13 protein-coding genes are annotated in these 11,854 nt (G+C 58.3%); 7 read left to right on the forward strand and 6 right to left on the reverse strand.

Going from position 1 to position 11,854, the window contains the following annotated elements; all coding sequences use genetic code 11:
* Nucleotides 1–128: 128 nt before the first annotated feature.
* Together AB1286_RS16525 and AB1286_RS16530 are read right to left on the reverse strand one after the other, a co-directional pair.
* Nucleotides 129–527 (reverse strand): cupredoxin domain-containing protein, encoded by a 399-nt coding sequence (locus AB1286_RS16525; protein WP_430364277.1) that lies wholly within the window; start codon nt 525–527, stop codon nt 129–131.
* Nucleotides 524–1,489, reverse strand: coding sequence for a metallophosphoesterase family protein (locus AB1286_RS16530; RefSeq protein ID WP_430364278.1), 966 nt, complete (start codon nt 1,487–1,489; stop codon nt 524–526). Before AB1286_RS16530 ends, AB1286_RS16525 begins: the two co-directional genes overlap by 4 nt.
* 228 nt (nt 1,490–1,717) lie before the next feature.
* Here AB1286_RS16530 and AB1286_RS16535 point away from each other — a divergent pair, with 228 nt between their 5' ends.
* Nucleotides 1,718–2,383 (forward strand): DUF2239 family protein, encoded by a 666-nt coding sequence (locus AB1286_RS16535; RefSeq protein WP_430364279.1) that lies wholly within the window; start codon nt 1,718–1,720, stop codon nt 2,381–2,383.
* 44 nt (nt 2,384–2,427) lie between these two features.
* Here AB1286_RS16535 and AB1286_RS16540 read toward each other — a convergent pair whose 3' ends face one another.
* Nucleotides 2,428–2,685 carry a hypothetical protein gene (locus AB1286_RS16540; protein WP_430364280.1) on the reverse strand — a complete coding sequence of 86 codons (258 nt, stop codon included), beginning with the start codon at nt 2,683–2,685 and terminating at the stop codon, nt 2,428–2,430.
* A gap of 111 nt (nt 2,686–2,796) precedes the next feature.
* On the reverse strand, nt 2,797–3,789 hold the full coding sequence (locus AB1286_RS16545) for an LLM class flavin-dependent oxidoreductase (protein WP_430365098.1): 993 nt from the start codon (nt 3,787–3,789) through the stop codon (nt 2,797–2,799).
* A 189-nt stretch (nt 3,790–3,978) separates the two neighbouring features.
* Between AB1286_RS16545 and AB1286_RS16550 the strand changes: the two genes are divergently transcribed.
* The 4 genes from AB1286_RS16550 (at nt 3,979) to AB1286_RS16565 (ending at nt 6,492) form a co-directional block, all read left to right on the forward strand.
* On the forward strand, nt 3,979–4,395 hold the full coding sequence (locus tag AB1286_RS16550) for a MarR family winged helix-turn-helix transcriptional regulator (protein WP_430364281.1): 417 nt from the start codon (nt 3,979–3,981) through the stop codon (nt 4,393–4,395).
* 56 nt (nt 4,396–4,451) lie between these two features.
* Nucleotides 4,452–4,703 (forward strand): hypothetical protein, encoded by a 252-nt coding sequence (locus AB1286_RS16555; RefSeq protein ID WP_430364282.1) that lies wholly within the window; start codon nt 4,452–4,454, stop codon nt 4,701–4,703.
* A gap of 175 nt (nt 4,704–4,878) precedes the next feature.
* Nucleotides 4,879–5,751 carry a hypothetical protein gene (locus AB1286_RS16560; protein ID WP_430364283.1) on the forward strand — a complete coding sequence of 291 codons (873 nt, stop codon included), beginning with the start codon at nt 4,879–4,881 and terminating at the stop codon, nt 5,749–5,751.
* Nucleotides 5,752–6,099: 348 nt separating this feature from the next.
* Nucleotides 6,100–6,492, forward strand: coding sequence for a hypothetical protein (locus tag AB1286_RS16565; RefSeq protein ID WP_430364284.1), 393 nt, complete (start codon nt 6,100–6,102; stop codon nt 6,490–6,492).
* Nucleotides 6,493–6,691: 199 nt separating this feature from the next.
* Here the strand turns inward: AB1286_RS16565 and AB1286_RS16570 are convergent, their stop codons facing one another.
* A complete protein-coding gene (locus tag AB1286_RS16570) occupies nt 6,692–7,666 on the reverse strand; it encodes an HNH endonuclease signature motif containing protein (RefSeq protein ID WP_430364285.1) in 975 nt (324 codons plus the stop codon).
* Between the two features lie 1,435 nt (nt 7,667–9,101).
* On the opposite strand from AB1286_RS16570, the gene AB1286_RS16575 reads away from it, so the two are divergent.
* Together AB1286_RS16575 and AB1286_RS16580 are read left to right on the forward strand one after the other, a co-directional pair.
* Nucleotides 9,102–9,455, forward strand: a complete 354-nt coding sequence (locus AB1286_RS16575; protein ID WP_430364286.1) for a helix-turn-helix domain-containing protein — start codon at nt 9,102–9,104, stop codon at nt 9,453–9,455.
* Between the two features lie 116 nt (nt 9,456–9,571).
* Nucleotides 9,572–10,312, forward strand: a complete 741-nt coding sequence (locus AB1286_RS16580; RefSeq protein ID WP_430365099.1) for an ImmA/IrrE family metallo-endopeptidase — start codon at nt 9,572–9,574, stop codon at nt 10,310–10,312.
* A gap of 427 nt (nt 10,313–10,739) precedes the next feature.
* Here AB1286_RS16580 and AB1286_RS16585 read toward each other — a convergent pair whose 3' ends face one another.
* On the reverse strand, nt 10,740–11,834 hold the full coding sequence (locus AB1286_RS16585) for a Shedu immune nuclease family protein (protein ID WP_430364287.1): 1,095 nt from the start codon (nt 11,832–11,834) through the stop codon (nt 10,740–10,742).
* Nucleotides 11,835–11,854 lie beyond the last annotated feature (20 nt).

Consider the following 11,854-nt stretch of genomic DNA (forward strand, 5'->3'; position numbering starts at 1 on the left):
CGGGCGTATCGAGTCCGCGATCGCAAGCGGTCCCGGCGGGAGCGGGAGCCGGGGCGGCGTCGGCCGCCGCCCACCGCGCCGAGGCACGCCGGACGCGGGCTGCGTTCGGAGCTCTGGGCATCATGGCATCACCGCACGACGATCTTGCCGACCATCATCGGATGGATGCCGCAAAAATAGGCGTAAGTGCCCGGTTTGTCGAGGACGGTCGTGAAGGAGTCGTCCGTATCGAGCGCCTGCGACGGCTTGAACGCGCCAGCCGCGCTGACGACGGTATGCGGTTCGTCGTCGCGATTGACCCAAACGATGCGTGCGCCGGCCGGCACCGTCAACTCCTTGGGCGTGAATGCGAAGTCGTGAATCTCGATCCGATAGGTCGCGCCGTTTTTGCCCGATGCGTCGCCTGTACCGTTCGACGCGGCGAGTGCTGCCACGGGATGAACAAGCGCGGTTGCCGCAAGCGCGGCGATCGGCGCGCAGGCGAGTGCGCGCAAGAGCGAGCGGCGACGCGGTGCGAACGTCTTCATGACAGCACCTCGTCGGTCAACGCCAAGGTACGTCCCGCCTGGACATGACGCACTTCGCGCACGCCCAGATACGATGCGAGCTGGCCGGGCGGTACGTCCTTGAGCGGACCGGGCCCAGGGCCCACACCCGGTGCGGGCTGCGGATAGGCGGTCGAGCGCGCGGTATAGAAGGTGACATTGCCTTCCACCTTTTGTTGGATTTGATGGATGTGTCCGTTCAGGACAGTGACCGAGCCGAAGCGGCGCAGCATGGTGAGCGCGTCGCCCGCGTCGTCGGTGCCCCAGCCCCACGCAGGGTAGAGCGACCACAGCGGCATATGCGCGAAGACGACTATCGGCGTCTCCGACGATTGCGATGCCAAGTCCTGCTTGAGCCAAGCGAGTTGATCGGATCCGAGCGAGCCGAGTCCGCCGGCTTTGAGGTTGAGCACGTTCACGAGCGCGACGAAGTGCACGCCGCGATGATCGAAGCTGTACCAGCCGCCCTCGGTTTGTTTTTCGCCGAAGCGCTGGAAGAATGCGCGGCCGTTATCGCCTATGACGTCGTGCTCGCCCGGGACGAAGAACGCGCGGCGCGAATTGGAGCCGCGCACGAGCTGGTCCACCGTATCGAATTCGTCGGGGCGCGACAGATGGGTGAGATCGCCCGTGTGAACGAGGAAATCCGGCTGTACGCGCTGCGCGTCGATTCGCGCGAGCGCGGCTTTGAAGGTGCCGATGACGTCGGGGTTCGGTGCTTTGGTGAAGCCGATATGCGAATCGCTGACTTGCACGAAGCTGAAGGTGGCGCTTTTGAGTGCGTCGGCCGCGGACTGCGCGTCCGTCTCGCTGCCTAGCGCACGTGCTTGCAAGACGCCGGCATGCATCGTCCAAAGCGTGCCGGCACCGGCCCAAGCCATGCATTTGAGAAACCGGCGGCGCTTAATCGCCGCATGTTCGTCGCGGTCGTCATCGTGATCCATTGTGGTCTCCTCGAAGCTAACGTTGCGGGGGTGGGTCGAGTACGTCGGCAACTCGGCCCTCGGAGAGCAGTACTGGAAGCGATGAGCGGATATTCCCGGCGATGGCTTTTTTTGCGCATCATCGGCAGGCCCCGGGGAGGCGATAAATTTATCCGGGTAATATTGTGTCTTTTATTTTATCCGGGTATTATTTGTGCATCGACAAATCTGCTTTCGAAGGAGTGCTTGATGCAGCCTCGCTCTGAACCGTCTCTATTCACGGCTTTCGACGGACATCGTCATTTGGTGTCGGGGACGCTGCCCACCGTCGCGCTTGCCTGCAAGCACGCCGTTGCCAACGGCTCGCCGAGTCCGGTTCTTCTATTCAATAACGCGACAGGGCGGTCGATCGACGTCGATACGCGCGGCTCGGACGAGCAAGTGCGAGAGCGGCTAGCCCGCGAACCGGGTGCATGCGAGCCGATCGCACCGCAAGACGTGTCCGGCGATGCGACGAGCGAGACGGGCGAGGGTGTTGCGCCTCGCGGTCGAGGGCGGCCCAAGCTCGGGGTGGTTGCGCGCGAAGTGACGCTGCTGCCGAGGCACTGGGAATGGCTCGGTTCGCAGCCTGGTGGCGCGTCCGTCGTGTTGCGCAAACTCGTGGACGAGGCGCGTCGCAAAAACGCTGACCGTGACGAACGCCGGAAGGCTCAGGAGCGGGCCTATCACTTCATGTCGGCGATGGCGGGCGATTTGGTGGGCTTCGAAGAGGCGACGCGCGCACTGTTCGCCGGCGATGCGGCGACCTTCGATGCGCGTGTGGCTACTTGGCCGAGCGACATACGGCGCCATGCGCAATGGTTGGCGTTTGGGGATGCGACGCAACCGACGCCGGCGGCCGATTCGCAGCCGTAGCCGAGATGGGGGGCAATCCATCCGCATGCGGACCTGCACGGGATCTATTTCGGTTGCGTGTCGCTGGCGGGTGGGCGGCGCGCGATCGGGTCGCGTGTCGGCTTGTTCGGGCGTTTGATCGGCATATTGTCGGGATTACCGGCGCTCGCCCCGCTCGCGGGGGCTTGCGGCCGTTGAACCATCGACGCGCCGACATCCATCTGAGTCCCTTGGGCCCAAACCGGTCGGCTGCCCCATCCGACGACACCGATCAGCGCGGCCGCTACCGCCGCGCGCTTTGCCGTCTGCTCGATCGAATGCATAGCTGACTCCTACGTAAAGGCTCGCGGCAGATCCCGCTCGCCCTATGTGCGATGTCGAACTGATCGAGCAGCAATTGCAAGACCTGGCCGGCCTTGGATGTTGGCTGGGCGTCACGCCGATGCGATCGCGTCTCTAACTTGCGCGCCGATCTCGAACGATCGCACTCGTGCCGTGTGGTCGTAGATCTGAGCGGTGAGAATCAGCTCATCGGCTTGTGTTTGCGCAATGATCGATTCGAGCCCCGCGCGCACCGTGTCGGGACTGCCGACAACCGAGCAAGCGAGCGAATGGCGTACGCCCGCCAGTTCCATTTCCGATGCATCGAGCTGATCGACGGGCGGCGGCAACTGCCCCGGCGTACCGCGTCGCAACGCGATGAATTGTTGTTGCAGCGAGGTGAAAAGACGCTCGCCCTCGGCATCGGTATCGGCGGCAAACAGATTGACGCCGACCATCGCATACGGTTGCGCCAGAGCGGGCGAGGCGCGGAACTGCGAACGATAGACGTGCAACGCCGTGAGCAACTGGTCGGGCGCGAAATGCGATGCGAACGCGAACGGTAGACCCAGTGCGGCGGCCAATTGAGCCGAAAACAAAGACGAGCCGAGCAGCCAGATCGGCACGTTCAGGCCGGCGCCGGGCACGGCGCGTACGCGTTGGCCGCTGACCGGCTCGGCGAAATAGCGCTGCAATTCGACGACGTCGTCCGGGAAGCGATCGGCGCTTTCGTGCAGGTCGCGGCGCAGCGCGCGAGCCGTCGTTTGGTCCGTGCCGGGCGCGCGGCCAAGACCCAGGTCGATCCGATCCGGATAGAGCGAAGCAAGCGTACCGAACTGCTCGGCGATCACGAGCGGCGCATGGTTCGGCAGCATGACGCCGCCCGAGCCCACGCGTATCGTCTTCGTCCCGCCGGCGATATGGCCGATGACGACGGCCGTTGCGGCACTCGCGATGCCGGGCATGTTGTGGTGTTCGGCCAGCCAAAAACGCCGATAGCCCCAACGCTCGGCGTGCTGCGCGAGATCGAGCGAGTGGCAAAAGGCATCGGCGGGCGTCTGCCCGAGCGGCACGGGGGATAGGTCGAGAACCGAGAACGGAATCATCGTCGAAATGAATGGCGAAGGCGCGGGGTGCGCGTGACTTGGCACGCCTTCGTCGGTAGAAGAGAAATAGGAGAGCCGATTGTGCCAAACGGCGGATATTGGCGCTGGCGACGCGAAATAAGCCATGCGGCCGACAGGGCTTCTGATCTGATCGTTGCATAGCTAACTAAATTTGCGTACAGTGTGGCCATGTTCGACCAATGCCTTTACTTCAATACATCCGCGCTTGCACGCCGGCTCGAGCGCGAGTGGGCCGAGGCTTTCGAGCCGTTCGGGGTGACGCCGCCGCAGGGTTTCATGCTGCGCGCGGTGCTGGACCGTCCGGGCCTGTTGCAGCATGAGCTTGCGGATGTTCTATCGATCGCCCGTCCCACTGCGACGCGCGTGTTGGACGGCCTCGAGGCGCGTGGCTATATCGAGCGCCACCGGGCCCAAGGGGACGGACGCGAGGTGTCGATTGTGCCGACGGATGCCGCGCTGGCGCTGAAGCAGGCATTGAACGAGGCCAGCGGAGAAGTCACCGCGAGGCTTAAAGCGCAATTGGGCGGCCCGGCATTTGCGGATACGGTTTCGAGCATTCGAGCGGTTCGGTCGGCTTTGACGTGATCGCATTTTTTCAGACGAATAGTTGCATCCCTAATCAATGGAGAAGGAGTAACGGCATGTCCAACGCCGACTTGCGATTCGATGGTGAAACGAGACGCTCTGCAAAGTGCTCGCGCGACTGCGTCGGACAAAACCGCGGCGCGGGCGGAGGCAACGGTTACAAGTCCGAACTGGCGCGTATCGGCGCGTTTTTCGCTTCCAGTTGGCTCGCGGCCGGGGCGCTCTATCTTGGCCGGCATAGCGTGGGGCTGATCGCCGTCAGCGCGGTGTTGGTATTCGCCGGGTTCGATCTCTTTAGGCCGGAATGAGCGCGCTCGCTGCGTCTGCTCATGTTGGCTCCGGAAAGGAAATCAGTCGATTCTGATAGCCCCCGAACTGGCTTCCGGGGATATTCGCTGCCCTAGATAACTGGATCGGAGGGAAGGGCGAATGACTGTGGATGCCACGCCGAGTCGTATGGGAGCCGTTCGATGGGGGCGGTTGATGTTGAGTATGGCAGTCACCGGCGTGTTGGCGCTGAGCGTGCACGTGGTGATGCTGCAAGTGCTGCATGTGCCCTATCCGGGCGCCGCATTGCGGACGAAGCTGCCCGAGATACTCAACGGCGCCGTGATGATTTGGGCGGCGACATGGGTGTACGACGTGTTGCGGACGCGGTGGACCGGCCGCTCCGCATTGTTTTGCTTCGCGACATTATTCGTCTTGCTGGCCGGTCTGAACGAAACGCTACGCGCGGCGTTCATGAGCGGATACTGCTCGACCCAGGCGCCCGTACGCTGGCTGATTGGTCTGCTCGCGAGCTTGCGGCCTCTCGGTGCCTACGCAGTGGCCGCTGCTTTCGCGGCGGGTCTTGCCCGGTTTCGGTCGAAGCAAGCACGTCTGTGCGGTAGCGCGGTCGCGGCGGTGCTGTCGGCGTACTTGATCGCACCGGTGTTGGGTGCCGCCGATGCAGTGATCCGCACCTATGCCGAGCAGTGGATGCCTGCGGGCGGCTGGTGTGTTTTGCCGTACGGCCCGGATGTCCTGATTCCCGCCTACCTCACGTTTATCGAACCGGTTTTGTTGTGCTTCGTTTGCGCGGCTTTGGTCTGGGATCGCCTGCCGGCCGGTGCGCTGTGGCGCACAGCGGGATTCGTCTTATTGATTCTCGCGTTGAAGCGGCATGTGCTCGCTTCGTTCCTTTATGCGATCTACGCCCCCGGACCCGCGTTGACCGCGCTGGCAAGCGCGGGGCAGTTTTCTTTGGAGGCTGCCGCGCTCGGGTGGTTGACGGCGGTTAGTTGGCGCTGGGCGAGGGGCGGCGCAAGCGGCCGGGCGGCCAAGAAAGAGCGGAGCCTGTCTCCGCCCACCATTTAAAAAGTGCGGAGGTTCGAGGAACCATTTCGCAGCGGTTCTCGTCAGTGGATAGCTAAAGCGCGGCATCATCCGGTGCCGCGCAGGCCTTTCCTGTCGAGATTCATTTAAGTTTGAACTAGTCATAGCGGTGGGATAAGGCACCGGGAGCGAGCTGCTCAGCTAACCTTGAACCTGTGGTTCACTTAACTCTGAACTATCTGGAGCTTGGTTCGCTTAAGTTTGAATTTTCTGGGCGTATTCCGAACACGGCGGCCGCTATCGGTACCGCTGCACGGACATTGGTATTCGCACAGTCATAGCGATCAAGCTAGTTGAGGATGATCCGATATGGGGTAAGGGCCGCCATACATGGTAGAGGAAGTCGTGCTCGACGAAGCGGAGCTTGAAGGCGCGTACCTGTCAGACGAGGGGAAAATCCGAGCGAGCCTGGAGGAATCTCGAACCTCGGGCCATCCCGGTTACGAGCAAGAAGTCATGGGCAGAATGATGCGCGAGAAACTGGACGGCGACCGTTACCCGGGAGGTCGGCGCTTGCTGGAGTTCGATCGAGTGCGCGCTGACGGAGAAATCCCGCATCCATATGCCGCCCGCCGTGAGGGCGACCTGGATCGTGGCGCGTGGTTCATCCGGTTGTTACTGCCTTTCCGCAACGAACGGATGGAGATGATGGAATTGGAGTTCCTCGCTCTTCCGCTATCGACATCTGCCGCCGTCCGAACTCGTGCGAATCGAAAACTGTAAGCCAGAGATGCGTCCGGTTTTCTGAGGAAAACGTATTCGTAGCCAACCGGATACCGTAGCAGACTGCCGCCCGACGTTGCAGGCCGGAGTCTGCCTGAAGCAGTCTTTGGTGCCGCAGTAAAGCGGACTTTCAATACGCAAGTTTAATCTACCCATCGCGGCTCTTGTACGGGTTAGCGGAAAAGGTGTTCAGCAATCCTCAATTGCCGGTTCGGGCCAGCGTCTTGCGAGCCTCCAACCACTCGGCACGATCCCCTTTGGCCAGCGCAAGCATTTCCATAAACAATAGATTGTCCTCGCTCTGCAATATTTCTTGCTCGTGCTTCAGAATAAGTTCTCGAGAGTCATCGTAACGCCCTAATTCATCGAGTGCGCGCACTTGCCACCATAGATCATGCCGCTCCTCAGCATCCTGGAGTGCCTTTTCAAAGAGTCGTTCTACGATTTCAGAATTGGATAGTTCCTTCAAATAAAAAGCTGCCGTGAAATAGCGATTCTCGCGAAGACGATCTGAAATTCCTTCAACATAAGCGGAAGCGGATTCTAAGTGTTTGCCAATTTGATTATAAAAGCGAGCTTTTGAAAGTATCCATTTCCTGTCTTCGATCTGTTCGAGGCGCTTACTAAGAACGGCTTCTGGAATGAGATCTGTCTTATTCTGAATACTTCTGAGGTAAATGACCGTTTCTGCATCGCAGCCTCGGGTTATGGCGAGCTCAATGTATTTGTCTCTTAGTTCCGCATTTCCGATAAGATGGTAGTGACGCGCCAACGCCTCGTAGTCGCCTTCTTCTCGGTAGATCTCCGCAATGGTCGTTGCATACGTCAGATCGTGAAGTGACTCATCTTCAGGTAGTGCGTATACGTTACTGGCTCGCGAGCTGTGGACGCTGCGATACCAATCGTCTCTGTATAAAATGATTTGCTCGGAATCTAACTTGCGGCCAAATCCACCTCGTATCATTGTCAGGTCATGACAATCGAAACAAAGGACCGCCAAATTTTTCTCCGCGTGGTTACTCGGATTTTCGTCTAGGTGATGAATTTGGATTTGCTTGTTAGGTACGCGACATACACAACAGGTTCGATCCGACCAAAATTGAATTCTCGCGGCTACGTCTCGTGGAATTTCGGTTCGGTCTTTTTTTCGTTTCGTGGAGATTTTGGTGCTCATATTTTTGGATGCGATTTATGGTTGCTTCACGGTAATTCAGATGGAATAACGCCCGTTGGTGCATGCGGAGCAGCGCCTGCTGGATCCACACCAATGTACATCGAAGAGATACTCGGCGGGAGTCCTTTTGCCAAATTTCGAAAGCACAGACAGAATCCATGATCGCTTTGGAGGCGGGCTTGGAGCGGCTCTTCTTGCTCGAGGCTGTGCGAAAGCGCTGGTAGAGCGGTCGAGCCGAAAAGTTGGCTCATCCATTATCTGAGGGACCATGATCTCTGAGCTCGGCGAACTTGGCCGCCATCGTCGGGTTCCGTCCCGCCGCAGTGTCGTGTTACATCGAGATTTCGCTTATCTTCGGCGGTCGATTGCGGGCCTTCAAGAAATTAACGATGTCCTTCGATGGGGAGCGCAGGCCACCAGCCATTGCATGCATGAAGTGAAGTGCCTCCGCGATCTGATTCCGCCGTCGATCGTGAGGTTCGCAACAACGGCCGTACGGACCTCGGGAATCCTCGCAGCCGCAGCATTCGTCCGAGCGTATTTCGAGAAGACGTTCGTATGGGAATCGGACCGCTTGAGGGCCCGGCCAGCGACCGAAGACCCGGAGATGAAGGTGTCGGATTGCCCAAACCGTGTAAATGTCGAGCAATTCAACGAGCGGTTCACCCACGCGCCAGCTGCCGTCCGTTGGCTCGAATGCGCATATTGACCCGTCGGGAAAGTTGGTATGCCGCGGTCCGATCCATTCGTATCCTATCGAGTCGCTGCCCCAAAAACCCCAACTACGCAACATGGCTCGACGAAACGAAACTGCAATCGCAAAGTATGCGCGCACGGAAACCCCCGGTAGCAGCGAGCTTCTGACGAGCAACCACATGCCTTCGTCGTCTTGCCAATGCTGCGTTCCGGGGTAGGCCTTCTCGACGGCCGTCAGCTCGTTCGTGAATTTCGCCCAAAGCTCTGGGCCGACGAACGATGGGGCCGGACCGGGCGCCCCGGATCCGGCGTGTGGCCATGCCCATGTCCATGCGACTGGCCGTGGTCGGGCTGATGCCCATGCTCCTGATCCGGTTTCGGATCGCGTTTTTCCTGGTTTGTCATTTTTCAGCTCCGTGCCCAGGGTTCGAGAGGAAACGTCGGGCTCGCTGGGCACTACGATCCCGCCATTCCGCACAACAGGAAACTTCAGCGCGTCCAACTGCTCGCCGATTCGACACAATGCAGCCAGTACCTCTTCTTGCATGGGACATCCTCCGATCGAATCGAGCGTTGCGTGGCCAGCGCAAAGGCGCCTGCATGGTGGCTCGGAACGTCCACAGCGGAGTGGTCCGGATCAAGCTGCCGTGCTAAACTGAAGTTGTCGAATTCGACAAGTTTCGATGTACTCTACGCCGACTTGTCGATATCGTCAATACGAACATTTCATTTTCGACAAATGCAAGATACTAGTCGTCAGCTTTTTGCGCAACGTCTGCGGCACGTGCGCGAGGACGTCCGCAAGCTCACCCAGACGCAGCTCGGCCAGCTGTCTGGGCTTCCGGCAACCTCGATCTCTCATTTTGAGAAGGAGGATGGGGTACGAAAGCCTTCATTCGACAACCTCCGAGCCTTAGCCAGGGCTCTCGAAGTGACAACGGACTATTTGTTGGGCAGGACCGAGGATCTACACGGACACACAGCTCTTGATGAGAAGCTGTACCGTGACGTGAAATCGTTGAGCGAAGCAGACAGGTTGATTGCAGAAAATTTAATTAGACAATTGGCGGAGCGTAATCGTCCGAAGGAGTAACCGTGATCGAACGGAAGCTACGGGATGCTGAACAGATTGCCGAAAAACTGGTTCGGGACGAAGGGCTTGCGTTGCCGATCGACGTGTTATCGATTGCCGCGGGTCGGGGCATTCAAGTGGTCGCCAAGCCCGCTACCGCTGAGGGTGTGTCGGGCATGCTCATCCGTTCCGGCGAACGGTTCGCAATCGCGTACGCCACTCACATCAAGAGCGAGGGCTTCCAGCGATTCAGCATTGCGCACGAACTCGGTCATTACTTTCTCGAAGGGCATCCGGACGCGGTGTTTCGGGAAGGAGAGGTTCATCAGTCGCGGGCGGGTTTTTGCTCGGCAGATCAGTACGAACTGGAGGCGGATCATTTTGCCGCTGGTTTGTTGATGCCGCGTCATCTCTTCGACGTAGCTGCTGGCCGCTATTCGGACGGGATGGATGCCGTTAAGGGGCTGGCAGCCGACTGCAAGACATCGCTCACAGCCTCGGCGATCCGCTACAGCGAGTTGGCTGATGCGGCGATCGCGGTGGTTATTAGCCACGGCTCAACGGTTGATTACTGTTTCGCTTCAGACTCGATGCGAAGCATTCGCGGATACCGGCACCTGAAAAAGGGTGCAGTCTTGCCTCGAAACTCGCTTACTCGTGACTTCAATCAGAATGCCCAAAACGTCGGCTTCGCGAAGGAAGACAGCGACGATACCGAACTGAATCTATGGTTTCACGTCGACGATGAAGTCACGGCGGCAGAAGAGGTCATTGGTCTCGGGGACTACGGCAGGACGCTGACGGTTATTACGGCAGAAACCGTTGATGAGGATGACGATCGATTGGGTTCCGATTGGGCTCCGCCTCGTTTCAGGTAACTATGAGTCGCATAGGTCACCTGGATGCGCTTGCCGGCGTCCTCAGCAAGCGACCAAAGGGCCTTCGTGAACGTCTGAGCCTGGATCGATTGCTGAAATAGTTCCGGCTCCTCGATCGCAAGGCGGATTATCCTACCAAGTTCGGACAACTTGAGCATGGTTATCCTTCATCTGCCGAGCCTTGAGCCAATCTTGCAAGACCTAGGTTGGCCATATGAAGCCGAGCGACGAATGACAACGACAGCGGTTATAAATGACTTCAATGTATTCGAACAAGTCCGCGGCGGCCTCGCAGTGCGTCTGCTACCCTCAAGTGTTTCAAGACTTTCAGCATGTCCTCCGAAGAGGGTCCACCGCTCGGCGTATTCGTCGGCACGCGCTGACGGAATCACCGAGGTATTCGCGTCAGCACTCATGTGACTGCAAATCAAAGGCGGCGGAGCTTTCGTAGAAACGTGTCCCATGTTTCTACTTTTACGGGAGGTTTAACACTCCACTCGAAGTCGTGTCGTTGACGGCTTTCTTCCAGGTCGTCCCTGGTTCGCCCGGCAATTACCACGCAGCGAATGTTTATGTCCTTGTTAGGATCGACCTCCAGCCGCGCGTACGGGCCGACGAACGATCCGTGAAGCGTTTCGCCTGCCTCAACGCGTTGGCGGATCACGTGGAGGTTCCGTCTGAATTTTTCCATGTTCCGATACGCGATGCCTACGCGCGTCCTGATTTGTTGGATAGCTTCGTTGGTTTTGCTCGAGAAATTCTTGTATGAGCCAGTGGTTGTCAGATGAAAATCCGCCCCCTTTATTTCAATCAGGGTGACGTCCATCCTTGAGCGACCAGAGAAAATAGCGAAGTCAACAAAGCCATCCTCGACTGGAAATTCCGAAAAGCAAATATATTCATCACCTGAGTCAGCGTACACCTCAGAGAAAATCGATAAATCGTTTTTCAGAATGCGGTGTAGCTCGGCCTCTCCTGCGCCGGAGTCGACCATGCGGGAAAGTTCTTGCTTGCTGAGCATGCACGCTTCAATGTCTGCGCGTCGATTCACCACATCTGGATCTTCAAGAAAAGGTGATCCTGAAAAGGGATCGATGAGATTTCTAATTTTTTCGATCTCCGTCATCAGTCGCGAGTCTCTTTCCGTAAACAATTCGAATTCTGACTTTTCGCATTTTAGTAGCGAACAAACATCTACCAGTTTGATCGATTTCCACGAAGGACTATTGCTTGGGGAAAAGGTGACGACGTCAAAAGTTGTTCCGTGCAGCGAGAGATTTTCGTAATGCTCAATTACTATCGCATCGGCGGCCACAAACCCTTTCTCGACCAATGCCATCCGGATAACTTCCACACTGTTCGTAACGCTGGGGCCTGTGCTGCCAAATCCCACGCTTGTGAGATCCGTTAAGACGGCTGCGACCTGGGCCTCGTGTGTGATGAAAAGACGAACTCTACAGAGTCCCCGGTCTTTCATCCCACGCCCACTGTCGAATTGAAATATAAAATCACTGATTTTCATATTTTCCACATAAATTACAT

Source organism: Trinickia sp. NRRL B-1857, assembly GCF_050470685.1.
GTDB lineage: Bacteria > Pseudomonadota > Gammaproteobacteria > Burkholderiales > Burkholderiaceae > Trinickia.

Bases quoted from the DNA above. Each gene is read 5' to 3' on its own strand.
- AB1286_RS16550 (WP_430364281.1), top strand. From the start codon at position 3,979: ATGTTCGACCAATGCCTTTACTTCAATACATCCGCGCTTGCACGCCGG.
- AB1286_RS16525 (WP_430364277.1), bottom strand. From the start codon at position 527: ATGAAGACGTTCGCACCGCGTCGCCGCTCGCTCTTGCGCGCACTCGCC.
- AB1286_RS16545 (WP_430365098.1), bottom strand. From the start codon at position 3,789: ATGATTCCGTTCTCGGTTCTCGACCTATCCCCCGTGCCGCTCGGGCAG.
- AB1286_RS16560 (WP_430364283.1), top strand. From the start codon at position 4,879: ATGTTGAGTATGGCAGTCACCGGCGTGTTGGCGCTGAGCGTGCACGTG.
- AB1286_RS16565 (WP_430364284.1), top strand. From the start codon at position 6,100: ATGGTAGAGGAAGTCGTGCTCGACGAAGCGGAGCTTGAAGGCGCGTAC.
- AB1286_RS16555 (WP_430364282.1), top strand. From the start codon at position 4,452: ATGTCCAACGCCGACTTGCGATTCGATGGTGAAACGAGACGCTCTGCA.
- AB1286_RS16540 (WP_430364280.1), bottom strand. From the start codon at position 2,685: ATGCATTCGATCGAGCAGACGGCAAAGCGCGCGGCGGTAGCGGCCGCG.
- AB1286_RS16575 (WP_430364286.1), top strand. From the start codon at position 9,102: ATGCAAGATACTAGTCGTCAGCTTTTTGCGCAACGTCTGCGGCACGTG.
- AB1286_RS16570 (WP_430364285.1), bottom strand. From the start codon at position 7,666: ATGAGCACCAAAATCTCCACGAAACGAAAAAAAGACCGAACCGAAATT.
- AB1286_RS16530 (WP_430364278.1), bottom strand. From the start codon at position 1,489: ATGGATCACGATGACGACCGCGACGAACATGCGGCGATTAAGCGCCGC.
- AB1286_RS16535 (WP_430364279.1), top strand. From the start codon at position 1,718: ATGCAGCCTCGCTCTGAACCGTCTCTATTCACGGCTTTCGACGGACAT.
- AB1286_RS16585 (WP_430364287.1), bottom strand. From the start codon at position 11,834: ATGAAAATCAGTGATTTTATATTTCAATTCGACAGTGGGCGTGGGATG.